General features: G+C 71.6%; 23 protein-coding genes and 1 tRNA gene. 23 read left to right on the top strand and 1 reads right to left on the bottom strand.

The window, feature by feature from the left end; all coding sequences use genetic code 11:
- Positions 1-723 precede the first annotated feature (723 nt).
- Positions 724-795: transfer RNA gene (locus QSK22_RS16935), tRNA-Arg, on the bottom strand.
- A gap of 119 nt (positions 796-914) precedes the next feature.
- Between QSK22_RS16935 and QSK22_RS16930 the strand changes: the two genes are divergently transcribed.
- The 23 genes from QSK22_RS16930 (at position 915) to QSK22_RS16820 (ending at position 24,582) form a co-directional block, all read left to right on the top strand.
- Complete coding sequence (locus tag QSK22_RS16930; RefSeq protein WP_285495163.1) at positions 915-1,277, top strand: response regulator transcription factor; 363 nt, start codon at positions 915-917, stop codon at positions 1,275-1,277.
- Positions 1,278-1,298: 21 nt separating this feature from the next.
- On the top strand, positions 1,299-1,982 hold the full coding sequence (locus tag QSK22_RS16925) for a DALR anticodon-binding domain-containing protein (protein ID WP_285495146.1): 684 nt from the start codon (positions 1,299-1,301) through the stop codon (positions 1,980-1,982).
- The gene (lysA, locus tag QSK22_RS16920; RefSeq protein ID WP_285495145.1) at positions 1,979-3,370 is read left to right on the top strand and encodes a diaminopimelate decarboxylase; all 1,392 of its coding nucleotides are present in this window, start codon (positions 1,979-1,981) and stop codon (positions 3,368-3,370) included. The genes QSK22_RS16925 and lysA overlap by 4 nt, the downstream gene beginning before the upstream one ends.
- A gap of 32 nt (positions 3,371-3,402) precedes the next feature.
- Positions 3,403-4,689, top strand: a complete 1,287-nt coding sequence (locus tag QSK22_RS16915; protein WP_285495162.1) for a homoserine dehydrogenase — start codon at positions 3,403-3,405, stop codon at positions 4,687-4,689.
- Between the two features lie 112 nt (positions 4,690-4,801).
- Positions 4,802-5,869, top strand: coding sequence for a threonine synthase (thrC, locus tag QSK22_RS16910; RefSeq protein ID WP_285495144.1), 1,068 nt, complete (start codon positions 4,802-4,804; stop codon positions 5,867-5,869).
- The gene (gene thrB, locus QSK22_RS16905; protein ID WP_285495143.1) at positions 5,866-6,852 is read left to right on the top strand and encodes a homoserine kinase; all 987 of its coding nucleotides are present in this window, start codon (positions 5,866-5,868) and stop codon (positions 6,850-6,852) included. The genes thrC and thrB overlap by 4 nt, the downstream gene beginning before the upstream one ends.
- 491 nt (positions 6,853-7,343) lie before the next feature.
- Positions 7,344-9,314 carry a transcription termination factor Rho gene (gene rho, locus QSK22_RS16900; protein WP_285495142.1) on the top strand — a complete coding sequence of 657 codons (1,971 nt, stop codon included), beginning with the start codon at positions 7,344-7,346 and terminating at the stop codon, positions 9,312-9,314.
- Between the two features lie 252 nt (positions 9,315-9,566).
- Positions 9,567-10,874: a sensor histidine kinase gene (locus tag QSK22_RS16895; protein ID WP_285495161.1), complete on the top strand. Its 1,308-nt coding sequence runs from the start codon at positions 9,567-9,569 to the stop codon at positions 10,872-10,874.
- Between the two features lie 44 nt (positions 10,875-10,918).
- Positions 10,919-11,569 carry a response regulator transcription factor gene (locus tag QSK22_RS16890; RefSeq protein ID WP_285495141.1) on the top strand — a complete coding sequence of 217 codons (651 nt, stop codon included), beginning with the start codon at positions 10,919-10,921 and terminating at the stop codon, positions 11,567-11,569.
- 229 nt (positions 11,570-11,798) lie between these two features.
- Entirely contained in the window at positions 11,799-12,023 is a 225-nt protein-coding gene (gene rpmE, locus QSK22_RS16885; RefSeq protein WP_285495140.1) for a 50S ribosomal protein L31, read from the top strand.
- A gap of 229 nt (positions 12,024-12,252) precedes the next feature.
- Positions 12,253-13,338, top strand: coding sequence for a peptide chain release factor 1 (gene prfA, locus QSK22_RS16880; RefSeq protein WP_285495139.1), 1,086 nt, complete (start codon positions 12,253-12,255; stop codon positions 13,336-13,338).
- Positions 13,335-14,195: a peptide chain release factor N(5)-glutamine methyltransferase gene (prmC, locus tag QSK22_RS16875; RefSeq protein ID WP_285495138.1), complete on the top strand. Its 861-nt coding sequence runs from the start codon at positions 13,335-13,337 to the stop codon at positions 14,193-14,195. The genes prfA and prmC overlap by 4 nt, the downstream gene beginning before the upstream one ends.
- A 64-nt stretch (positions 14,196-14,259) precedes the next feature.
- Positions 14,260-15,093: an L-threonylcarbamoyladenylate synthase gene (locus QSK22_RS16870; protein ID WP_285495137.1), complete on the top strand. Its 834-nt coding sequence runs from the start codon at positions 14,260-14,262 to the stop codon at positions 15,091-15,093.
- Positions 15,094-15,826: 733 nt separating this feature from the next.
- Positions 15,827-17,038, top strand: coding sequence for a DUF2207 domain-containing protein (locus QSK22_RS16865; RefSeq protein ID WP_285495136.1), 1,212 nt, complete (start codon positions 15,827-15,829; stop codon positions 17,036-17,038).
- Between the two features lie 15 nt (positions 17,039-17,053).
- Entirely contained in the window at positions 17,054-18,214 is a 1,161-nt protein-coding gene (locus QSK22_RS16860) for a glycosyltransferase family 4 protein (protein WP_285495135.1), read from the top strand.
- A 318-nt stretch (positions 18,215-18,532) separates the two neighbouring features.
- A complete protein-coding gene (locus tag QSK22_RS16855) occupies positions 18,533-18,961 on the top strand; it encodes a Cg1360 family ATP-synthase-associated protein (protein ID WP_285495134.1) in 429 nt (142 codons plus the stop codon).
- 81 nt (positions 18,962-19,042) lie between these two features.
- Positions 19,043-19,270 (top strand): AtpZ/AtpI family protein, encoded by a 228-nt coding sequence (locus QSK22_RS16850; protein WP_285495133.1) that lies wholly within the window; start codon positions 19,043-19,045, stop codon positions 19,268-19,270.
- 154 nt (positions 19,271-19,424) lie between these two features.
- Entirely contained in the window at positions 19,425-20,225 is an 801-nt protein-coding gene (gene atpB, locus QSK22_RS16845; RefSeq protein WP_285495132.1) for a F0F1 ATP synthase subunit A, read from the top strand.
- A gap of 115 nt (positions 20,226-20,340) precedes the next feature.
- Positions 20,341-20,565 (top strand): ATP synthase F0 subunit C, encoded by a 225-nt coding sequence (gene atpE, locus QSK22_RS16840; protein WP_285495131.1) that lies wholly within the window; start codon positions 20,341-20,343, stop codon positions 20,563-20,565.
- Between the two features lie 38 nt (positions 20,566-20,603).
- Positions 20,604-21,176, top strand: a complete 573-nt coding sequence (locus QSK22_RS16835) for a F0F1 ATP synthase subunit B (protein WP_285495130.1) — start codon at positions 20,604-20,606, stop codon at positions 21,174-21,176.
- Positions 21,173-21,991: a F0F1 ATP synthase subunit delta gene (locus QSK22_RS16830; protein ID WP_285495129.1), complete on the top strand. Its 819-nt coding sequence runs from the start codon at positions 21,173-21,175 to the stop codon at positions 21,989-21,991. Before QSK22_RS16835 ends, QSK22_RS16830 begins: the two co-directional genes overlap by 4 nt.
- A 37-nt stretch (positions 21,992-22,028) precedes the next feature.
- Positions 22,029-23,675 carry a F0F1 ATP synthase subunit alpha gene (gene atpA / locus QSK22_RS16825; protein ID WP_285495128.1) on the top strand — a complete coding sequence of 549 codons (1,647 nt, stop codon included), beginning with the start codon at positions 22,029-22,031 and terminating at the stop codon, positions 23,673-23,675.
- A gap of 7 nt (positions 23,676-23,682) precedes the next feature.
- Positions 23,683-24,582 carry a F0F1 ATP synthase subunit gamma gene (locus QSK22_RS16820; RefSeq protein WP_285495127.1) on the top strand — a complete coding sequence of 300 codons (900 nt, stop codon included), beginning with the start codon at positions 23,683-23,685 and terminating at the stop codon, positions 24,580-24,582.

Here is a 24,582-nt window from a genome sequence, read left to right as displayed (position 1 = left end):
CTCGCGGTGGGGGCCGCACCGGACGGCTCAACGGGGGTTTCCGAGACGAACTGGCGCGCGGTGAGCCGAATGCTGCGCCGCGTTCGGCGTCGCCGGCCGAAACGCCATGATCCCGGGCTTTCCCCGTCCCAGCGCAGGCCCGGTGACCGGCGCGAGGCCGCCGTGCCTGCTCCGCCCGGCCGCCCGACCGCAGTACTTGACCGCACTCGCTCGCGGGCAAGTGCTGTGACTTCCCTCACGAAAGATCTCTCGTGGAGGCTGAACGGTGGTGTGCGTGGGCGGGGCACAGCGTGGACGTCCTGCTGAAGATCTACGCAAAGTGCATCCACGGCCTGGATGACGTCTGGGCGGGGCGCATCGACGATGCCCTACGCGGCTGGCGCGCTGGACCCCATGTGGAGCACGCGCCGTGGCATACGGCGCCCCATGGTGGCATGTGGTGTCACATGTCCCGCGCATGCAAACGGTCGGTCGTGGGTGCTCGCCTGGAAGCGGCTCGCGTACGTTGCGTGACATGCGCGGTTGGCGTGCCCCGGTCTCCCGCCTCAACTCGCGGCGACCGTCACGGACACGGCACCCGCCCCTCTGAAGTGGGGCCCGCCGGTTCCATCCCCAGATGCTCCGCAACCGTGATGGACGGTGGCTTGCGGGGTGCATGCACACGAAAACCCCGGTGACAGACGTCGTGTCTGGCTGACCGGGGTTTTGGCTGGTCGCCTCGGGTGCCCCCTGCAGGATTCGAACCTGCGCACACGGCTCCGGAGGCCGTTGCTCTATCCCCTGAGCTAAGGGGGCGGCGTTCGTTGCGAGAAAAGGTTACCAGGATCGGCGGGCTGACGCGCACCTCGTTGTTCGCTGTGCGCGGGCGGGCGGGGTCGACTACCTTCGTGGCCGTGACCGAGCCACTGGGACGCGTGCTGGTCGTGGACGACGATGAGGTGATACGCCAGCTCATCGCCGTGAACCTGCAGTTGGAGGGGTTCGAGGTCGCGACGGCCGTGGACGGGCAGGACTGCCTGGACAAGGTGCGCGAGGTCGGGCCGGATGTGATCACGCTGGACGTGATGATGCCGCGGCTGGACGGATGGGTGACCGCGGTGCGGCTGCGGCAGGATCCGGCGACGAGCCACATCAAGGTCGTGATGATCACGGCGCGGGCGCAGGAGCACGACGTGCGGCGGGGGGAGGAGATCGGCGTGGACGCCTATGTGACCAAGCCGTTCGACCCCAACCATCTGATCCAGACTGTGCGGAAGCTGGCGGCAGTGTCCAAATAGTGGTCGGATAGTCTCACGAGGGTGACTCCAGCCGATGTGTGCGGTGCCCTCGCGGCCGCTGCCGGGGCCGACCCCGGCGAGGTGGCGCTCAGGTGTGTGGGGCCGGGCCTGTACGCCAGCCCGGTGGCCCTGCGCAGGGGCCTGTCGGCGCAGGTCGTCGCCGAGAGGGTCGCGGCGTCCGCCGGGGTCGCCGAGGTCCGGGTCGACGGGGGGTTTGTCACGGTCCGGGTCGAGCGGCCCGGTGATCTGCTGACCTGGCTCGTGGAGGCGGCCCCCGAGCCGGCCCCGCGGCAGAGGATTTCCACCGCACCTGTGTGGCCGGAGTGGCCGCGGACGTTCGATAATCCCGGGTTCTGCGTGCGGTACGCCTACGCGCGTGCGGCCGCTGTGCGCAGGCAGGCCAGGGATCTGGGGGTGGACGCAGGGGAGCCTGTGGGGTTGGACGCCGAGGAGGAACTCCGGCTGATCGGGGTGCTGGGTGAGTTTCCCGCGCGAATGGGGCAAGGTTCCCGGCCCCTGAAGCGTTATCTGGAACGGCTGGCCGAGGCGTACCACGACGTCCACGAGCGGTGTCCGGCGCTGCCGAAGGGCGCGGAGAAACCCGGGGCGGTGCACGCGGCCCGGGTCACGTTGGCGGAGGCCACGCGCATCGCCCTCGGCAGTTGCCTGAACACGATCGGTGAGACCCCTAGAGAGCGGATATGAGCAGAGTGCACCCCGCGGGACCGAGGCACGCCGACGTCCTGCCCGAAGAACACCCGTTGCCTCCGGCGGAGGATTTGAACGCGCTGGAGCCCCAGATCTGGCCGCGCAACGCCAAGCGTGAGAACGGCGTGCTGTACCTGGGCGGGGTGGACGTACGGGAGCTGGCGGAGAGGTTCGGGACGCCCCTGTACGTCTACGACGAGGAGGACGTGCGGGCGCGCGCACGCGAGTATGCGGCGGCCTTCCACGACGGGGAGGTGCACTACGCGGGCAAGGCGTTCCTGTGCACGGCCGTCGCGCGCTGGCTCAACGAGGAGGGCCTCGGGCTGGACGTGTGCACCGGGGGCGAGCTCGCCGTGGCCCTGGCGGCGGGCTTCCCGGTGGAACGCATCACCCTCCACGGCAGCAACAAGTCCATGGCGGAGCTGGAGAAGGCCCTGGACGTGGGGGTCGGGCGCATCGTCATCGACTCGTTCGAGGAGATCGCGCGGCTCGGGTACCTCGCCAAGGAGCGCGGTGTCCGGCCCAAGGTGATGGTGAGGGTCACCACAGGCGTCGAGGCGCACACCCACGAGTTCATCGCCACGGCCCATGACGACCAGAAGTTCGGGTTCTCCCGGAACACGGGGGCCGCGCTGGAGGCCGTCCGCAGGGTCCTGGCGCTGAGCCAGCTGGAGCTGGTGGGGCTGCACTCCCATATCGGGTCGCAAATCTTTGACACGGACGGCTTTGAGGTGGCCGCGCACCGGCTGGCCGAACTGCTGGTGCAGATCCGCGACGAGCACGGCCTGGAACTGCCCGAGCTGGACCTGGGTGGAGGCTACGGAATCGCCTATGTCACAGGGGACGAGCCGCACGACCCCAAGGCGATCGCCGACTCGCTCAGGACCATCGTGTGGCGCGAGTGCCGAACGTATGGCCTGGCCATGCCGCGACTCACCGTGGAGCCCGGCCGGGCGATCGTGGGTCCGGGCGGCGTTACCCTGTACCAGGTCGGCACCGTCAAGGATGTGGAGGGGCTGCGCACCTACGTCTCGGTGGACGGGGGGATGAGCGACAACCTCCGCACCGCCCTGTACGGCGCCGAGTACACCTGTACGCTGGCCAGCCGCTCGTCCGATGCGGCCCCGATGCTCAGCAGACTTGTCGGCAAGCACTGCGAGAGCGGCGACATCGTCGTGCGGGATCTGTGGCTGCCCGAAGATCTTTCGGCGGGCGACCTGGTGGCGGTCGCGGCCACCGGTGCGTACTGTCGATCAATGGCCAGTAACTACAACCACGTTCCCCGGCCCGCCGTGGTGGCGGTGCGCGATGGGGAGGCGCGGGTCATCGTCCGCCGGGAGACCGACGAGGACCTGCTGCGGCTCGATGCGGAGGTAGGAGTGTGAAACCTGGGCGGGGGACGCCTCGGCGGCTGAGGGTGGCGCTGCTCGGCTGCGGCGTCGTCGGCACCGAGGTGGTGCGGCTGCTGCGCGACCAGGCCGACGACCTGGCCGCGCGGATCGGCGCGCCGCTGGAGCTGGCCGGGATCGCGGTGCGGCGGCCGGACCGGGTCCGCCAGGGCGTGGACCCCGCGCTGCTGACCACCGACGCCCACGCCCTGGTCACCCGGGACGACGTGGACATCGTCATCGAGGTGATCGGCGGCATCGAGCCCGCCCGCTCGCTGCTGCTGGAGGCGATGAAGTCCGGCAAGTCGGTGATCACCGCGAACAAGGCGCTGCTGGCCGAGGACGGCGCGACGCTGTTCGCCGCCGCCCGCGAGTACGGGGCCGACCTGTACTACGAGGCGTCGGTGGCCGGGGCGATCCCGCTGCTGCGGCCGCTGCGCGAGTCGCTGGTGGGCGACCACGTGCACCGGGTGCTGGGGATCGTCAACGGCACCACCAACTACATCCTCGACCAGATGGACACGCACGGCGCCGGGTTCAACGAGGCGCTGCAGGAGGCGCAGGCGCTCGGATACGCCGAGGCCGACCCGACCGCCGACGTCGAGGGGTTCGACGCGGCGGCCAAGGCGGCCATCCTGGCGCAGCTGGCCTTCCACACCCCGGTGGCCGCCGCCGACGTGCACCGCGAGGGCATCACGGAGGTCACCAGCGCCGACGTGGCCGGGGCCAAGGCGATGGACAGCGTGGTCAAGCTGCTGGCCATCTGCGAGCGGGTCCCCTCGCCCGACGGGCGCAACGGGCGCGGCGTGTCGGTCCGGGTGCACCCGGCGATGATCCCCCGGTCGCATCCGCTGGCCAGCGTCCGCGAGGCCTACAACGCGGTGTTCGTCGAGGCCGAATCGGCCGGGTCGCTGATGTTCTACGGGGCCGGCGCGGGCGGCGCGCCCACCGCCTCGGCGGTGCTCGGCGACCTGGTGGCGGTGGCCCGCAACCTGGTGGGCGGCGCGTCCGGCCCGGTCGAGGTGACCTACGCCAGCCTGCCGGTGCTGCCGATGGGCGAGACCGTCACCCGCTACTACATCCAGCTGGACGTGGCCGACCAGGCGGGCGTGCTCGCCACGGTCGCCGAGGAGTTCGCCCGGCACGGCGTGTCGATTCAGGCGGTACGGCAGGTCGGGTTCGGCGACGACGCCCAGCTGGTCGTGGTGACGCACCGCGCGCCGGACGCCGCGCTGTCGGCGACGGTGCAGGGGCTGCGCGGTCTCGACAACGTCCGCGAGGTCTCCAGCGTCATGCGCGTCGAGGCCGACGAGTAGACGATGGGCAGACGGCGGGCAGACGGCGGGCGGACCCGCCCGGATGCGGCCGCCCCGGCCCGCCCGGGGCTCTAGAATCTGCGCAACACCGCAGGTCATCCAAGGAGCGACAGTGAACGCGACCGCCCGCGCGTGGCGCGGCTTGATCGAGGAGTACCGCGACCGGCTCCCGGTGTCGGACCGGACCCCGGTGATCACTCTGCGGGAGGGGGGCACACCGCTGCTGCCCGCCCCGCGGGTCTCCCGGCTGACCGGCTGCGAGGTCCACCTGAAGGTGGAGGGCGCCAATCCGACCGGGTCGTTCAAGGACCGCGGCATGACGGTGGCGATCAGCAAGGCCGCCGAGGAGGGCGCCAAGGCGGTGATCTGCGCGTCCACCGGCAACACCTCCGCGTCCGCGGCCGCCTACGCGGTGCGCGCGGGGATGACCTGCGCGGTGCTCGTCCCGCAGGGCAAGATCGCCATGGGCAAGCTGGCGCAGGCGCTGGTGCACGGCGCGCGGCTGCTGCAGGTGGACGGCAACTTCGACGACTGCCTGGAGCTGGCCCGCAAGCTCGCCGTGGACTACCCGGTGGCGCTGGTCAACTCGGTCAACCCCTTCCGCCTGCAGGGCCAGAAGACCGCCGCGTTCGAGATCGTGGACGCGCTCGGCGACGCGCCCGACGTGCACTGCCTGCCGGTCGGCAACGCCGGCAACATCTCCGCCTACTGGATGGGCTACAAGGAGTACGCCGCCGACGGCGTGGCATCGCGGACCCCGCGCATGCTGGGTTTCCAGGCCAGCGGGGCGGCGCCGTTCGTGCGGGGCGGGCCGGTGGCCAAGCCGTCGACGATCGCCACCGCGATCCGCATCGGCAACCCCGCGTCGTGGGACCTGGCGGTCGCCGCGCGCGACGAGTCGGGCGGCGCGATCGACGCCGTCACCGACCGCCAGATCCTGGCCGCCTACCGGCTGCTGGCCCGCGAGGAGGGCGTGTTCGTCGAGCCCGCGTCGGCGGCGAGCGTGGCGGGCGTGCTGCAGGCCGCCGAGCAGGGGGTCCTGCCGCGCGGGTCCCGGGTCGTGTGCACCGTGACCGGCAACGGCCTCAAGGACCCCGATTGGGCGATCTCCGGGGCGCCGGCCCCCACCACGGTCAAGGTGGACGCCCACGCGGCCGCGTCCGCGCTGGGCCTGGCGTGAGCCGCCGCGGGGGCGGCGCCGGCCCGCCGGGCCCGGTGCGGGTCCGGGTGCCCGCCACCAGCGCCAACCTCGGCCCGGGGTTCGACTCCCTCGGCCTGGCCCTGACGCTGTACGACGACGTCGAGGTGGACGTCGACTTCGACGGCGCCCGCTTCACCGGCCTGTCCATCGAGGTGGACGGCGAGGGCGCCGAGGTCGCCGAACGGGGCGAGCGGCACCTGATCGTCGCCACGCTGCGCCGGGCGTTCGAGGCCATCGACGCGCTCGCGCCCGCCGCCACCGGGGCCGACTGGGCCGGGCTGCGGCTGCGCTGCGTCAACCGCATCCCGCACAGCCGCGGCCTGGGCTCGTCGTCCGCCGCGATCGTCGCGGGCATCGTCGCGGCGCGCCACCTGCACCCGCACGGGCAGGTGCTCGACGACGACGCGGCGCTGCGGCTGGCCACCGAGATCGAGGGGCATCCCGACAACGTCGCGCCGTGCCTGGCAGGCGGCCTGACGGTCGCGTGGACGGCCCCGCAGGGCCCCCGCCTGGTGCGGCTCGACCCTGAGGTCGGGCAGGTCGTGGTGTTCGTCCCACAGACGCGGCTGGCCACCGAGCGCGCGCGGGGGCTGCTGCCGGAGACCGTGCCGCACGCCGACGCCGCCGCCAACGCCGCCCGCGCCGCCCTGCTCGTCGCCGCGCTCACCCGGGGGCTCGGCCCCGAGGTGCTGCTGGACGCGACCGAGGACCGTCTGCACCAGAGATACCGGGCCCCCGCCATGCCGGAATCGGCCGCGTTGGTGGAAAAGCTGCGCGCCAAGGGCGTGCCCGCGGTGATTTCCGGGGCAGGACCTACTGTCCTGGCCTTCACAACCGCATCACAAGTTGATTCGATGGGCCCGGAAGTGGGTAATGGGTGGCACATACACCCGCTGGACGTTGCCCCCCATGGCGCCTGCGTTCAGCCCGATGGTTCCGACGGTCCCGGTATCCGGTCCTGAGCGCAGGGCCTGGGAGAACCGGTTCCCGACGTCCGGACGGCCGTGACGCCGCGCGCAAGGGGGAAGGGGGCTGTGCGGCGCTCCGGCCGGGTGCAACGATCCGCCTAGGTAAAATGCGAAGACATCGACCTCTGGGGAATAGCAGTGCGCCCTGGTGATGTTAGGCTGATTGCCGCACCAGATGCCCCGTTCGGGGCCGTGTGCTTGTCAGCCACGCGTCACCTGTTCGGCCGTTCGGTCGTGTCGGTCCCGCGTACTAGGCTTCCCGCAACCGTGACATCCCGTTGTCAGCCGTTCCAGCGATACTACGGACGTGGCGGTACCGGGGACGACGCGCGAACCGCCCCGACCATCATCTGGCTGTGCTCAGAAAACGCAGATCGCGGCCCCATCGTGATCCGCGGAGCCCGACTCGGCGCCCCCGCCGGGCCGCACCACCGGGTTGCCTGGCCGACCGCCGGCCTACGCCCGCTCCCTGGGAAGGACCCTTAGTGAGCGAATCCAGCGAACTCCTTACGGACGCAACGAGCAAGGCGCCTGCCGACGAGGCCGCCGAGGCCAGCGAGCAGCGTGCCACCCCCCGGCGTCGCCGGTCCGGCACCGGCCTGTCGGCCATGGTGCTGCCCGAGCTCAAGGCGCTCGCGTCCAGCCTCGGCATCACCGGCACCACCGGGATGCGCAAGAGCCAGCTCATCGCCGCCATCCAGGAGAAGCAGGGCGGCGCCCAGGCGGAGGGCTCGGCCGGGGGCGAGCAGGGAGCCGCTGCCACCAAGACCGAGCGTCCGCGCCGCACCCGTTCGGCGGCCAAGCGCGACGCCGCCGAGGGTCAGGTGACCATCGCCGAGGCCGTCTCGGCCGCCGACAAGGCCGCCGAGGAGGGCAAGACCACCGACAAGGCCGCTGAGAAGGCCGCCGACAAGGCCGACAAGACCGACAAGGGCGCCGAGAAGGCGGAGCGCACCCAGTCCAAGGGCGACGGCAAGGGCGAGCGCGGCGAGCGCGACGCCGAGCGGCCCGCCGCGGCGCAGAACGGCAAGTCCGAGGGCGCCAAGTCCGAGACCAAGTCCGAGGGCGACGCCCGCGCCGAGGAGGGCGAGGCCCAGGGCGGACGCGACGGCAACCGGGACGGCGCCCGCGACGGCGGCCGCCAGCGCGGCCGCAACGGCCGCGACCAGCAGGGGCGGCAGCGCGGCGGCCAGGGATCGGGCCAGTCCTCCGACGACGACGGCGACGGCGGCGGCCGCAGCCGGCGGGGCCGCCGGTTCCGCGAGCGCAACCGCGGTCGCGGCCGTGGCGACCGTTACGAGGAGCCGGTGATCAACGAGGACGACGTGCTCATCCCCGTCGCCGGGATCCTCGACATCCTCGACAACTACGCCTTCATCCGCACCACCGGCTACCTGGCCGGGCCCAACGACGTGTACGTCTCCCTGGCCCAGGTCCGCAAGAACGGCATGCGCAAGGGCGACGTCATCACCGGCGCCGTGCGCCAGCCGCGGGAGGGCGAACGGCGCGAGAAGTTCAACGCGCTGGTCCGGGTGGACACCATCAACGGGATGGAGCCCGAGCAGGCCAAGAACCGCGTCGAGTTCTCCAAACTGACGCCGCTGTACCCGCAGGACCGGCTGCGCCTGGAGACCGAGCCGAACGTGCTCACCACGCGGATCATCGACCTGGTGTCGCCGATCGGCAAGGGGCAGCGCGGTTTGATCGTCTCGCCGCCCAAGGCCGGCAAGACCATGGTGCTGCAGGCGATCGCCAACGCGATCACCAAGAACAACCCCGAGTGCCACCTGATGGTGGTGCTGGTGGACGAGCGCCCGGAAGAGGTCACCGACATGCAGCGGTCGGTGAAGGGCGAGGTCATCCACTCGACCTTCGACCGTCCCGCCGAGGACCACACCACGGTCGCCGAACTGGCCATCGAACGTGCCAAGCGGCTGGTGGAGCTGGGCCACGACGTGGTCGTGCTGCTCGACTCGATCACCCGTCTGGGCCGCGCGTACAACCTGGCCGCGCCCGCCTCGGGCCGCATCCTGTCCGGTGGTGTGGACTCCACCGCGCTGTACCCGCCCAAGCGGTTCTTCGGCGCGGCCCGCAACATCGAGAACGGCGGCTCGCTCACCATCCTCGCCACCGCGCTGGTGGAGACCGGGTCCCGCATGGACGAGGTCATCTTCGAGGAGTTCAAGGGCACCGGCAACATGGAGCTCAAGCTCAACCGGCAGCTCGCCGACAAGCGGATCTTCCCCGCGGTGGACGTGGACGCGTCCGGCACCCGCAAGGAGGAGATCCTCATGGCGCCGGAGGAGCTGCGCGTGGTCTGGCAGCTGCGCCGCGTGCTGCACGCCCTGGACACCCAGCAGGCGCTGGAGCTGCTCATCGAGAAGATGAAGGAGACCAAGTCCAACGCCGAGTTCCTGCTGCAGGTCCAGCAGACCACGGTCGCCGACTCCCGGTGACCTCGCGCCGGGGGTGGTCCGCCGCGGCACCACCGGCCCGTGCGTGACGGCGGTCGTCGCGATGCCCGCGCGACGACCGCCCGCTTTATTGCCCGTCCTTCGCCGGGTTCCGGACGCCGCTGATCGCGACCCTCGCGAGGGGTGGGGATATCACCACCCTGAACCGGGCGGCGGGCACCATGGCCCCGCGGAGGCGGCACCGGCAGGCTGAGTTCGTACGGCGGACCCGGCACGGAGGTCGATGTGGGCGAGATGAAGGGCGGCGGGGCCTCGATCCTTGAGCTGCCGTGGCGGCCGGTGGCCATGGCGCGGTCCTGGCTGCTCTGGCGGTCGGCGGTGTTCCAGGTGGCCGGTTTCGCGTTCGGGCTCGCCTGGCTGATCGGGCTGACGGTGGGGATGACGGTGTCGTCCGCACTGGTGGTCTTCTGGGTGGGCATCCCGATGCTGGCCGCGATGATGGTGCTGTGGCGGCTGGCGGCGATGCTGGAACGAACGCTCGCGCGCCTGGCGTTCGGCGTCGACATCCCCACCCCCTACCGGCCGCTGCCTTCCGGCCGCAACCCGCTGACCAAGCTGAAGGTCATGGCCGGCGACCCGGCGACCTGGAAGGACCTGCTGTTTCTGTTCCTGCGCTTCCCGCTGTCGCTGGTGGAGTTCGTCGCCGCGGTCGCGATGTGGGCGACGACCGGCACGTTCCTGTTCCTGCCGCTGATCACGGCGGCCACGCCCGGCGGAACCGAGGTCAGCCTCGGGGTGGTGTCGTTCTGGGCGGACAACCCGGTCGGCGCGCTGCCCGCCGTCCCGGTCGGCCTCGGGCTGCTGGTCCTCAGCCTCTACGCCACGCGCGTCATCGCGATCGGGCACGCGCTGCTGGCCCGGGCGCTGCTCGGCCCCAGCGCCTCGCAGGCGGAGAACCGCGAGCTGCGGGCCCGCACCGAGCGGCTGCGGGCCAGCCGGGCCCGCGGGGTGGACGCCGCCGAGGCCGAGCGCCGCCGCATCGAGCGCGACCTGCACGACGGCGCGCAGCAGCGGCTGCTGGCGGTCGCCATGGACATCGGCCGGGCCCGCGCCAAGCTCGACGACGACCCCGAGGGGGCGAGGGCGCTGATCGAGCAGGCGCACGCGGGCACCAAGGAGGCCATCACCGAGCTGCGCGACCTGGCCCGCGGCATCTACCCGGCGATCCTCACCGACCGCGGCCTGGACGCGGCGATCTCCGGGCTGGCCGGACGCGCCCGCGTGCCCGTCGAGGTAACCGTGGACCTACCCGAACGCCCGCCCGCCGCGGTGGAGAGCATCGCCTACTTCATCGTCGCCGAGTGCCTGACGAACGTCACCAAGTACGCCCGGGCGACCCGCGCCACGGTCCGGGTGGCCCGCGAGGACTCCTGGGTGGTCGTCGAGGTCACCGACAACGGGGTCGGCGGGGCGGTGGCGCACCCGGGCGGCGGGCTGGCCGGCCTGGCCGACCGCGCCGCCACCATCGACGGCATGCTGATCGTCGACAGCCCGCCCGGCGGTCCCACCGTCGTCCGCGCGGACCTGCCGTGCACCTGGTAGCGGCCCGCCCGGCGGACGCGGACGGGGCCGCGATAATCGAGGGCATGCGGGTGGTGATCGCCGAGGACTCGGTGCTGCTGCGGGAGGGGCTCGTCCGGCTGCTGGACGACGCCGGGATCGAGACGGCCGCCGCGGTGGGGGACGGGCCCGGTCTGCTCGCCGCGGTGGACGAACACCAGCCCGACCTGGCCATCGTGGACGTGCGGATGCCGCCGTCGTTCACCGACGAGGGCCTGCGCGCCGCGCTGGCCGTCCGGGAACGCCGCCCCGGCACGCCCATCCTGGTGCTGTCGCAGTACGTGGAGGAGCGCTACGCCACCGACCTGATCGGCGGCGGCGCCGAGGGCGTGGGCTACCTGCTCAAGGAGCGGGTGGCCGACGTGGCCGACTTCATCGACGCGGTGCGCCGCATCGCCGCCGGCGGCACCGTCATCGACCCCGAGGTGATCGGCCAGCTCCTCGGCCGCCGCCGCACCGGCGACCCGCTGGCCGCCCTCACCCCGCGCGAGCGCGAGGTGCTGGCGCTGATGGCCCAGGGCCGCTCCAACGGGGCGATCGCCGAGGCGCTCGTCGTCACCGAGGGCGCCGTGGAGAAGCACATCTCCAACATCTTCATGAAGCTGGACCTGCAGCCCGCCCAGGGCGGCCACCGCCGCGTGATGGCCGTTCTCACCTATCTGGGCCGCAACACGTGACCGTGCGGGGGCGCCCCTGACGCCCTCCGCCGGTCGGCTGGGAAGCTTCGACGTTGCGGTGCCGGTCTTTGGGGAATGCCGGGTGACCTCGGCACGTTCGGGTATCTGGCACACTTGGAGTGCGACCGCTGCGGTACCGGTTCACGCCTCCCCTATGCGCTCCCCACCCTGGTGGGAACGCAGGCAGGCGATGGGAAGCGCCCGGCGACCGCCCTGAGCGAGGAGAACCATGAAGCCCGACATCCACCCGAACTACGTCGTCACCACCGTGACGTGCACGTGCGGCAACACGTTCGAGACCCGCAGCACCGCCGAGAACGGCGTGATCCACGCCGACGTGTGCTCCAACTGCCACCCGTTCTACACGGGCAAGCAGAAGATTCTGGACACCGGCGGCCGCGTCGCACGCTTCGAGCAGCGGTTCGGCAAGAAGGCGGGCCGCAAGCAGGGGTGAGCGCGGCGACCGAGACCGGCCCGGGGACGATGCGCGTCCTCGGGCCGTTCGGAGTCCGCCGGCGCCCCGCCGCGCCACCAGACCGACCCCGGCCGGACCCGCGGCCGGGACAGACCCAGCCATCCCGGCCGACCTCCCGGCCCCGATCGACGTTCCGGCCCCGGCCGTCCCGTGGGCCCCGCCGGTCCGCCGGCCCGAAGGCCGCCACCAGGCCGGAGACGACGACACCGTGAAGATCGACGATCTCATCCGCGAATACGCCGACATCGAGGGCAGGCTCGCCGACCCGAGCGTGCACGCCGACCCGGCGCTGGCCCGCCGGCTGGGCCGCCGCTACGCCGAACTCCGGCCGGTCGTCGAGACCCAGCGGGAGATCACCGCGATCGAGGACGACCTGGCCGCCGCCCGCGAGCTGGCCGGAGAGGACCCCGCGTTCGCCGCCGAGGCCGAGGAGCTGGAGCGCAAGCGGGACGAGCTGGCCGAGCGGCTGCGCCGCCTGCTGCTGCCGCGCGACCCCAACGACGGCAAGGACGTCATCCTGGAGATCAAGGCGGGCGAGGGCGGCGAGGAGTCGGCCCTGTTCGCCGGGGATCTGCTGCGGATGTACCTGCGCTACGCCGAGCGGTCCGGCTGGAAGACCGAGATCATCGACTCGCACCCCTCCGACCTCGGCGGCTACAAGGACGTGACGGTCGCGGTGAAGTCGCGTCCCGGCCAGGAGGAGGGCGTGTGGACGCGGCTGAAGTACGAGGGCGGCGTGCACCGCGTGCAGCGGGTGCCGGTCACCGAGTCGCAGGGCCGCATCCACACCAGCGCCGTCGGCGTGCTCGTCACCCCGGAGGCCGAGGAGGTCGAGGTCGACATCGACCCGGGCGACCTGCGCATCGACGTGTACCGCTCGTCCGGACCGGGTGGGCAGAGCGTCAACACCACCGACTCGGCCGTGCGCATCACCCACCTGCCGACCGGCGTGGTGGTCTCCTGCCAGAACGAGAAGAGCCAGCTGCAGAACAAGGAGCAGGCGATGCGCATCCTGCGTTCGCGGCTGCTGGCGATGGCGCAGGAGGAGGCGGACGCGGCCGCGGCGGCCGAGCGCAAGAGCCAGGTCCGCACCGTCGACCGGTCCGAACGGGTGCGCACCTACAACTTTCCGGAGAACCGGATCTCCGACCACCGGGTCGGCTACAAGGCGTACAACCTCGACCAGGTGCTGGACGGCGATCTGCACAACGTCACCCAGGCGCTGGTGGACGCCGACACCGCACGTAGGCTGGCCGAGGCCGGACAGGCGCAACAGGCGCAACCAACGTCATGAATCTGCTGCTCGACGAGGTCGCACGGGCGACCGTGCGGCTGGCCGACGCCGGGGCCGCCTCGCCCCGCGCCGACGCCGAGGAGCTGGCCGCCGCCGTGCACGGGGTGCCGCGCGGCGAGCTGCACACCGTGCCCGACTCCGCGTTCGACGCCCGCTTCTGGGAGTACGTGGCGCGGCGCGAGGCGGGCGAGCCGCTGCAGCACATCACCGGCCGCGCGTTCTTCCGCTACCTGGAGCTGAAGGTCGGACCGGGGGTGTTCATCCCGCGTCCGGAGACCGAGGTGATGGTCGGCTGGGCGCTGGAGACGCTGCGCGACATGGACGTGCGCGACCCCCTGGTGGTCGATCTGGGCACCGGGTCGGGCGCGATCGCGCTGTCCATCGCCCAGGAGGCGCCGCGGGCGCGCGTGCACGCCGTGGAGAAGGACCCCACCGCGTTCGTGCACGCCACCCGCAACGTGGAGGAGCTGGACGAGCGGGGCCGGGTGCGGCTGCACCTGGACGACTTCGCCACCGCCCTGGCCGAGCTGAACGGCACCGTCGACCTGGTGATCAGCAACCCCCCGTACATCCCGATGAGCGAGTGGGAGTACGTTCCCAGGGACGTGCGCGACCACGACCCGGCGGCGGCGCTGTGGGGCGGCGGCGACGACGGCCTGGACGCGATCCGCGTGGTGGAGCGCACGGCGCGGCGGCTGCTGCGGCCCGGCGGGTACGTGGCGGTCGAGCACAGCGACCGGCAGGGCAACGACGTCTACTGGGTCTTCGCCGAGGAGAACGGCTGGCGGGACGTGCGCAACCGCCGCGACCTGACCGACCGCGACCGCTTCGTGACCGCGCGCCTGGGAACGGACTGAGGCGGCCCCGGCGCCCGCCCGGGGCGGGGCCGGTGCGCGGCGCGGGCATGGAAGGATGGGCACCGTGAGCCGACGTTATGACTGCGCCGCCGACCCCATGGAGCGCACCCGGGGGATCGCCGAGGCGGTCTCGGCGGTACGGCGCGGAGAGTTGATCGTGCTGCCCACCGACACCGTGTACGGCGTCGGCGCCGACGCCTTCACCCCGGCCGCCGTGACCGCTCTGCTGGACGCCAAGGGCCGGGGCAGGGACGCTCCTCCGCCGGTCCTGGTGGGCTCTGTACGGGCCGCTACGGCGCTCGTGGAGGACCTCGGGACCTACGGGCAGGACCTCATCGACGAGTTCTGGCCGGGCGCCCTGACGATCGTGTGCCGCGCCAACCGGAACCTGGTGTGGGACCTGGGCGACACCAAGGGCACCGTCGCGGTGCGGATGCCGATGCACGACCTGGCGGTGGAGCTGCTCAAGGAGACCGGTCCGCTGGCGGTCAGCAGCGCCAACCTCAGCGGCCGTCCGGCGGCCCGCTCGGCCGACGAGGCCGAGAAGATGCTCGGCGACGCGGTGTCGGTGTACCTGGACGGCGGTCCGGCGGGCCTGGGCGAGGCGTCCACGATCATCGACCTGACCGGACCGATCCCGCGGCTGCTGCGCGCCGGGGCGATCTCCGAGGACAAGCTCCGCGCGGTGGTGGGCGTCCTGCTGACCGACGAGGAGCAAAACGACGACGCGGAGGAGTCTTCCGTCTCGCTGGAAAAGCCGGCGGCGTCCGGGGACAAGCCCGCCGGAACGGCCTCCGGAGAAGCCGCGGAAAGCAGCGCGGAAACCGCTGCCAAGGAGCCTGCGGAAGAGGCGGATGATTCGGCCGGGCCGTCCCTCAAAAAGGACGGGGCCAAGTAATTTCCGCCACCTCGGAAAAGGCCTGAAAAAGGCTTGGTGAATGGTCGGCTGAAACGTCGGATCAGCAGATCTTCCGGCGGCTTGCGCGCTTCGCGGCGGGCACGCGGTCGGGGGTGGCGGCGCATTCTCGCGCGCGGGCGGGCGACCGGTGCCGCCGGAGTCGCAAAGTCGGCCGTACTGCGGGCGAAAAGGCAGGTCAGCGGCCTGTCGCCGGTCTGGAGCGCGTGCACGGCGCCGGCCGCTGTCGGTGGTGGGCGACCGCGGCGCGGCGGCCCGTGCGGCGCGCCGCGCTTCCGCTGTGCGGCCCGTCGGCCTTCACGCACACGCAAGCCGCCTCGTAAGCCGCCTCGTAAGCCGCCTCCGACCGTCCGCGGACCGGTCAGGGCGGCTCGCGCCCAGAGGCGGCGCAACAGCAGCCCGGCGCAGACGGTGATCGCGGCAGCGCGATGCGGCCCGGACGCGGGAAACAGCGGCCCCGTTCGGCGACGGAAATCGACCCTCGCGCACGTCATGGACGGGTGCCGGAAACGGCGGCCCGCCATTCCCTGAAGCGGCGCGTTGAAACCATCTGGTTCGTCACAAGGCGCCTGTCGGCCATGCGACCGTACCGTGCCCGTGACGGTTACGGCGGTGTGCAGGACACGTAACCTGAACGGGACGGGCCTGGAGACTTCTGCAAGCAATAGCCTCGTTACCGGGATTGTGTCGGCCGAGCGGTGAAATGATGCCAGACGTGCGTGGCCGGGTCCGGGCGCGGACGGTCGCCCTCGGTGCCCTTCCGGCGATCGTCGTCCTCGTGCTGCTCGCGCTGGTGCCCGCCGCCCCGGCGGCCGCGCGGGCGGAGGAGGAGGGCGGCGGTACCTGGGACGCGGGGCCCGAGCAGTTCGAGAGCATCCCGGCCTATGACGTCGTCCTCATGATCGCCACCAACGGCGATCTGCACGTGCGGGAGACCATCACCTACGACTTCGCCCGGGGCGGCGAGCACGGGATCGTCCGGCGGCTGCCGTACCGGCGGGGCGACCGGCTGTTCGAGATCCGCGACGTGCGGACCAGCTCGTCCACCGGCGCCCCGGCGCGGGCGCGGACCCGCAAGCTGTGGCACGACCTGCTGATCACCGTCGGGGACGACGACCGCACCGTCCACGGGCGGCAGGCGTACGTCATCGAGTACACGGTGTCGGGGGCGTTCACGCCGGGCGCCGGTCACGACGAGCTGGACTGGGACGTCCTCGGCACGTCCTGGGAGGTGCCGATCCGGGAGGCCGCCGTGCGCGTAGAGGCGCCGGTGGTGCTGCGCAAGGCGCGGTGCCGGTCCGGGACGGGCGAGGCCGTCACCGGCTGCCTGCGTGACCGCGACGGCCCGTACGCCATCGACTTCACCCAGAGCGGCCTGCGCCCGCGCGAGAGCATGCGCGTCACGGTGCTGCTGCCCAAGGGCGCGATCGCGGTTCCGCCGCCCCTTTACGCCCGGCCGCACTGGGCGGTCACCTGGGCCGGCTCGGGGCTGCTCCTGCTGGCGCTCGCCGGGCTCGCAACGGTCGCCGGGGCCGCCCGGTGCGGGCGCACGATTCCGGTGCACGGGGGCCGTGTGCTGCTCGCCCTCGGCGGCCTGCTGGTGGCCGCCGACGTGTCGCACGAGGTCGCCCGGCACGGCGTGTGGGCGCTCTCGGTGGGCGACGCGAGCATGGGCGGTGTCGCGTTGGCAGTGGTCGGAGCCGCTATCGTCTCCCTTCACCGGTTCCGGATGCGGATCACACACCGGGGGCCGGGCGAGAGGAATAGAGTTGGCGATGAACCGCCGGTGCGAACCGATCGCCTCCGGCGGCCGTCTGTTTTGTTGGTCAGGTCCGGCCGCATCGCCGCTGACGACGACGTCCCGCGAGGTCCCGAACCCGGGCGGCGTGCGCGACGTGCCGCGCAGCGGCGGCCAGGAGGCCGATGAGGGGAGGCGTGCGGCGTGCGGGAGTACCTGCTGACGATCCTGATCGCCGCACTCGTGACCTACCTGCTCACCCCCGTCGTCCGCCGGTTCGCGGTGTGGTTCGGGGCGCAGGCGGCCCCCAGGGACCGCGACGTGCACGTCATCCCGACGCCCCGGCTGGGCGGCCTGGCGATGTTCGGCGGGATGGTCGCCGCGCTGGCCGCGGCCGGGGGGCTGCCCGCGATGCGCCGGGTGCTGGAGGACGGCGACGTCAACGTGCACCGGGCGCTGCTGCTGTCGGGCGGCCTGATCGTGCTGGTCGGCATCTTCGACGACCGGTGGGGCGTGGACGCGCTGACCAAGTTCGCCGGCCAGGTCGCGGCCGCCGGGATCTTCATCATGCAGGGCATCCAGCTGTACGTGATCCCGCTGCCCACCGGCACCTCGCTGTCGCTGCCCCCGGCCTACGGGGTGCCGCTGACGGTGTTCCTGGTCGTCGCGACGATCAACGCGGTGAACTTCATCGACGGGCTGGACGGCCTGGCCGCCGGGGTGGTGGGGATCGCCGCGCTGGCGCTGTTCTCCTACGCCTACCTGGTCGCGATCGACTTCAAGCTGATCACGCTGAGCGCGGCCACGCTGACCGCGGCGGTGCTGGTGGGCATGTGCGCGGGCTTCCTGCCGCACAACTTCAACCCGGCCCGGATCTTCATGGGCGACACCGGGTCGATGCTGATCGGGCTGCTGCTCAGCGCGTCCACGATCATGCTGACCGGCAACTTCGACCCGGCGGTCATCGGCACCTACCGGCTGTTCCCCTTCTACGTGCCGATCCTGCTGATCCCGGCGGTGGCGGCGGTGCCGTTCATCGACATGCTGCTGGCGGTGTGGCGGCGTACCAACCAGGGCAAGTCGCCCTTCGCCCCGGACAAGCAGCACCTGCACCACCGGCTGCTGGAGCTGGGCCACTCGCACCGCCGGGCGGTGCTGATCATGTACTTCTGGGTGGGGCTGCTGGCCTCCAGCCTGGTGACGCTGTCGTTCACCAACTCGGTGCCGCTGGTGGTGTCGGTGACCGGGGTCGTGGCGGTCGCCGGGGTGGTGGTGATGATCGGGATGCCGCGGATGGTGCAGCGCAAGCAGGCGCGGCCGGCGTCCGGCGACGCCGCCGCGGCCCACCCCCGCCAGCCCGCCTGACCCGCGTCCGGCCCGGCCCGCTGTCCCGCCGACCTGCCCGATCTGGAGCGGTCCCCACAACTGGCCCGGACCGGCCGCACGATGCGCATCGCGCAAGGTCGGACCCCGTCGGCGCGGGTGAACATCAGGGGGCGCGCAGCCGTATCTGGACGTTCCAGTGCGAGACGTGGGCTACAGTCCGTGTTGCGCCGCGATCTCAGCGTGTGACCGCACGCGACGTCGCGTCGCTACGTACAGGGTAATTGTGGACGTTCCGGACGCTTGTGATACCTTTCACGAACAAGGGACGAACACATTACGTGACCAGCCGGAGCCCTCATGCAGTCTTCCGACGCCCGGATACTCCGCGGCGCCGCGATCCCGTCCGGTCTCGCCGGCCTGGCCGTCATTGCGGCGGCCGTGCCGCTCGCCGGGGCCAAGGGCGCGCTGGGCGCCGCGCTCGGTACCGTCGTCGTGCTCGCTTTCTTCACCATCAGCGTGGTCGCGGTCGGGTACGCCGCCCGCATCTCGCCGCAGATGATGTTCGCCGCCGCCGTCTTCAGCTACCTGGGCAAGGTGCTGGCGATGCTGGTGCTGGTGGCCGCGCTGGACGGCGTCACGCTGTGGAACACCAAGGCGTTCGCCTGGTCGGTGATCGTGCTGACCCTCGTGTGGGTCGTCGCCGAGGCGCGCGCCGCCATGAAGAACAAGACGCTGTCCCTGGACCCCGCAGGGGCCGCCGGTGTCGCCCGTGACCGGAGCCCGTGATGCACAAGCGGGCGATCTTGGCGGTATGGGACTACTCCAATATGACCATCCGGGGGGGCGCCTGCTATGGTCCGTGCTGCGATGAGCAAGGAGGGGCGACGGCCCGATCCGGAGTCCGATTCGGACCATCGAGCCTTCACCAACGCCGCCTGGTCCATCCCCGGCTACCTGCTGAGCGGGATGGCGGTCTACGGCGGCCTGGGTTGGCTGCTGGATCGCTGGCTGGGCACCTCGGCGCTGCTCCCCATCGGCGTCCTGGTGGGCCTTGCTCTAGCGCTCTACCTGGTCTACCACCGCTACGGTCGCTGACGGCGCCCACGGCGGAGTCGACCGCCGCCGACTGTGGACCTGCCGACCGTGGACCGGCCGACCGCGGCCACGTCCACCACGGGCATGGCACCGTCCTCGGGCACGCACGTGTAGTACTGACCGACCTGCGAGTCACTGACGAAGGGACTGCCGCGTGATAGCGCGACAACTCCTCGCCGCCGAGGGCGGAAACGAGTTCCAGGCCCCGGGCACCGAGATCTTCGACTGGGGTCCCCTCTGGGACGGCGCCCCGTCGTGGCTGACCAAGCCGACGCTGATCGTCGCCCTGTCCGTGATCATTGTCTGCGGTTTCTTCTGGGCGGCCTTCAGCAAGCCCAAGCTCGTGCCCCGCGGCGTGCAGAACATCGGCGAGGTCGGCTACCTGTTCGTACGCGACCAGGTCGCCCGGCCGATGATCGGCAAGGACGGCGACAAGTGGATGCCGTTCCTGCTGTCGACGTTCTTCTTCATCCTCGTGATGAACCTGATGGGCGTCATCCCGGTGCTGCAGCTGCCCGCCCCGTCGCACATCGCGTTCGCGATCGTGCCGGCCGCGGTGGTGTACGTGCTGATGGTCTTCCTGAGCATCAAGCACCAGGGGCTCGGCGGCTGGTTCAAGAACATGATGTTCCCCCCCGGGCTGCCCGCGTGGCTGTACATCATCCTGGCGCCGATCGAGCTGCTGTCGACCGTGATCCTGCGGCCCTTCACGCACGCGGTCCGGCTCTTCGCCAACATGTTCGCCGGCCACCTGCTGATCGCGTTCTTCGCCTCGGTCGGCTACTGGTTCCTGATCGAGAAGCTGACCCCGCTGGGGTCCGGCCTGGGCGTGCTCGGCTTCGTGATGAGCGTCGTCATGACCGGCTTCGAGATCTTCGTGCAGGCGCTGCAGGCCTTCATCTTCACCCTGCTGGCCGCCTCCTACATCGGCGGCGCGCTGCACCCCGACCACTGACGCGGCCCGGCCCCGGCGGGCACCGCAGACCCCGGCAACACCGACAGACTTCGCAACCGCAACCGGCAAGAGCTCCGGTGGGGAGCCCCACCGGCCGACTGAAAAGGGAAAGAGAATGGGCGTTCTCGCCGAAGTGACCGGCAACGTTGGCTCCATCGCGTACGGTCTGGCCGCCATCGGCCCGGGTATCGGCGTGGGCATCATCTTCGGCCAGGGTGTGCAGGCCATCGCCCGCCAGCCGGAGCTGTACAACACCATCCGCCAGAACATGCTGCTGGGCTTCGCCCTCACCGAGGCGCTCGCCCTCATCGGTTTCGTCGTGCCGTTCGTGCACAGCTGAAGCCTCCTGACCCGTACTGACAGGAAGGCGGAACCCTCATGAGCAACCTGCTGGCGGCCGCCGCCGTGGCGGCCGAGGAGGGCGGGCACGGCAACCCGCTGCTGCCGCACGCCTCCGAGCTGGTGTTCGGCACGATCTCCTTCGCGATCGTGCTGATCCTCGTCGGCTGGAAGCTGGTCCCGCAGATCCAGAAGACCCTCGAGGAGCGCACCGACGCGATCGAGGGCGGCCTCAAGCGCGCCGAGGAGGTGCAGCAGGAGGCCAAGGAGACGCTGGAGGCCTACAAGCGCCAGCTCGCCGAGGCGCGGCACGACGCCGCCCGGCTCCGCGAGGAGGCCAAGGAGCAGGGCGCGCAGATCATCGCCGAGATGCGCCAGGAGGCCCAGGCCGAGGCGCGCCGCATCGTCGAGGCCGCGCACGCCCAGATCGAGGCCGACCGGCAACAGGCGCTCCAGCAGCTGCGGGCCGAGATCGGGGCGCTGTCGGTGGAGCTGGCCGGCCGCGTGGTGGGCGAGTCCCTTGAGGACAGCGCCCGGCAGAGCCGCGTGGTGGACCGGTTCCTCGCCGAGCTTGAGGAGCGCACCCGCACCCAGGAGCGGATCTCGTCATGACCATCACGGGAGCGGTGAGCAGGGCGTCGCTGGCCGAGGTGCGCGAGCGGCTGGAGGCGGTCCTCCCCTCCGCGGACCTTACGGCGCTGGGCGGCGACCTGTTCGCCGTGCTGCAGCTGATCGACCGCGAGCATGGGCTGCGCCGGGCGCTGTCCGACCCGGCGCGCGACGGGGCCGACAAGGCCCGGCTCATGCACGTGCTGCTGGAGGGCAAGATCTCGCCGGCCGCGCTGGACCTGGTGGCCGACACCGTGCGGCTGCGCTGGTCCAGCCCCGCGGAGCTGTCGGACGCCATCGAGGTCCTGGCGGTCACCGCCCAGGCCGCGCGCGCCGAGGCCGAGGGGAACCTGGACGACCTGGAGGACGAGCTGTTCCGGTTCTCCCGGGTCATCGAGGGCGAGCCGCAGCTGCGCGCCGCGCTCTCCGGTCCCGCGCTGCCCGACGACCGCAAGCGGGGGCTGGTCGCCTCGCTGCTGGAAGGCAAGGTGACCGCGGCCACGCTGGCGCTGGTCACCGAGCTGGTGGTGCGGCCGCGAGGCCGTAGCCTGGAAGGCGGGCTGGCCGAGTACGGCCGGCTCGTCGCCCAGCGGCGGCAGCGCCTGGTGGCGCTGGTGCGCACCCCGGTGGAGCTGTCGGAGGACCAGCGGACCCGGCTCGCCGCGGTGCTCGCCGCGGCCTACGGGCACGAGGTACATCTGAACATCGAGATCGATCCCGGGACGATCGGCGGCCTGTCGATCCAGATCGGGGACGAGATCATCGACGGCACGATCGCCGGGCGCCTGGACGACGTGCGCCGGCGGCTCGCGAGCTGAGCACGACCACCCCACCACAGGGAGCAAGAGAGGAATCATGGCGGAGCTGACGATCCGTCCGGACGAGATCCGGGACGCGCTGGAGCGCTTCGTCCAGTCGTACGAGCCCGAGGCAGCCGCGCGCGAAGAGGTCGGCACCGTGGTCGATTCCGGCGACGGTATCGCCCACGTCGAGGGGCTGCCTTCGACCATGGCGAACGAGCTCCTGGAGTTCGAGGACGGGACGCGCGGGCTGGCGCTGAACCTGGACGTGCGCGAGATCGGCGCGGTCGTCCTGGGCGACTTCTCCAAGATCGAGGAAGGCCAGAAGGTCCGCCGCACCGGCGAGGTGCTGTCGGTGCCGGTGGGCGACGCGTTCTTGGGCCGCGTCGTGGACGCGCTGGGCAACCCGATCGACGGCAAGGGCCCGATCGAGGCGAACGAGCGCCGCGCCCTGGAGCTGCAGGCCCCCACGGTCGTGCAGCGGCAGTCGGTGAAGGAGCCGCTGCAGACCGGCATCAAGGCGATCGACTCGATGACGCCGATCGGCCGGGGCCAGCGGCAGCTGATCATCGGTGACCGGCAGACCGGCAAGACCACGATCGGCATCGACACGATCCTCAACCAGAAGGACAACTGGGCGTCCGGCGACGAGAAGAAGCAGGTGCGCTGCATCTACGTCGCGGTCGGCCAGAAGGGCTCCACGATCGCCAATGTGCGCCGCACCCTCGAGGAGGCCGGCGCCATGGAGTACACCACGATCGTGGCGGCCCCGGCGTCCGAGCCGTCCGGCTACAAGTACATCGCCCCCTACACCGGGTCGGCGCTCGGGCAGCACTGGATGTACCAGGGCAAGCACGTCCTGATCATCTTCGACGACCTGTCCAAGCAGGCCGAGGCCTACCGCGCCATCTCCCTGCTGCTGCGCCGCCCGCCGGGCCGCGAGGCCTACCCGGGCGACGTGTTCTACCTGCACTCGCGGCTGCTGGAGCGGTGCGCCAAGCTGTCGGACGATCTCGGTGGCGGCTCGCTGACCGGCCTGCCGATCATCGAGACCAAGGGCAACGACGTGTCGGCCTACATCCCGACCAACGTCATCTCCATCACCGACGGCCAGTGCTTCCTGGAGACCGACCTGTTCAACCAGGGCGTGCGCCCGGCCATGAACGTCGGTATCTCGGTGTCCCGGGTCGGCGGTTCGGCGCAGATCAAGGCGATGCGCAAGGTCGCCGGTACGCTGCGGCTGGCGCTGTCGCAGTACCGCGACCTGGAGGCGTTCGCCGCGTTCGCCTCCGACCTGGACGCGGCCTCGCGCGCCCAGCTGGAGCGCGGCGCCCGCCTGGTCGAGCTGCTCAAGCAGCCGCAGGGCAACCCGTTCCCGGCCGAGAAGCAGGTCGTGTCGGTGTGGGCCGGCACCTCCGGCGAGCTGGACGACGTCCCGGTGGCCGACATCCGCCGCTTCGAGACCGAGTTCCTGGAGTACATCGAGCGCGAGCACGGCGGGCTGCTGACCTCCATCCGCGAGACCGGCGAGCTGTCCGACGACGGCCTCACCACCCTCAAGGACGCCATCACCGAGTTCAAGAAGGGCTTCGAAACCAGCGAGGGCGGCCTGCTGGGCGAGGAGGCCCCGGTGGAGGCGATCGACCAGGAGGACGTGGAGCAGGAGACCATCAAGCGCGTCAGCAACCCCAAGAAGGACTGACGCACCGATGGCTGCACAGCTTCGCCAACTGCGGCAGCGGATCAGGTCGGTCAAGTCGACCGCCAAGATCACGCGTGCCCAGGAGATGATCGCGACCTCGCGGATCGTCAAGGCCCAGCAGGCGGTGGAGGCGTCCAAGCCGTACGCCGACCAGATCACCCGGGCGCTGTCCGCGCTGATCAGCCACCATGTGGGGATCAAGCACCCGCTGCTCACCGAGCAGCCGGAGGACAAGCGCTCGGCGGTGCTGGTGATCACCAGCGACCGCGGATTCGCCGGCGGCTACAACGCCAACGCCATCCGCGAGGCGGAGTCGCTGATCACGGCCCTGCGCGAGCAGGGCCGTGAGCCCGTGCCCTACGTGATCGGCAACAAGGGCATCACCTGGTACCGGTTCCGCGGTCGGGAGATGGCGGCCGAGTGGCGGGGCATCAGCGACCGTCCCGACTTCGCCAGCGCCGAGCAGGTCGGGCGGCGGCTGACCGAGGACTTCCTCAAGACCGACGCCGAGGGCGGGGTCGGGGAGATCCACGTGGTCTACACCGAGTTCGTCTCGATGCTGACCCAGCGGGCCCAGGTGCGCCGGCTGCTCCCGGTGGAGGTCGTGGAGACCGCCGATTCCGACGTGGTGCCCCCGGCCTACGACTTCGAGCCGTCCGCCGAGGCCGCGCTGGACCTGCTGCTGCCGAACTACATCGAGAGCCGCATCTACCACATGCTGCTCCAGTCGGCGGCGTCCTACCACGCGTCGGTGCGCCGGGCGATGAAGTCGGCCACCGACAACGCCAACGAACTGCTCGGGGTCTACACGCGCCAGATGAACCAGGCGCGGCAGGCCGCGATCACCCAGGAAATCAGCGAGATCGTCGGTGGCGCTGACGCGCTGGCCGATTCTGGCGGGGAGTGA

The organism is Actinomadura sp. NBRC 104425, from assembly GCF_030269545.1.
Lineage (GTDB): Bacteria > Actinomycetota > Actinomycetes > Streptosporangiales > Streptosporangiaceae > Spirillospora > Spirillospora keratinilytica.
The sequence above is the reverse complement of the archived record's forward strand: the minus strand, read 5'-3'. Positions and strand labels throughout refer to the sequence as shown.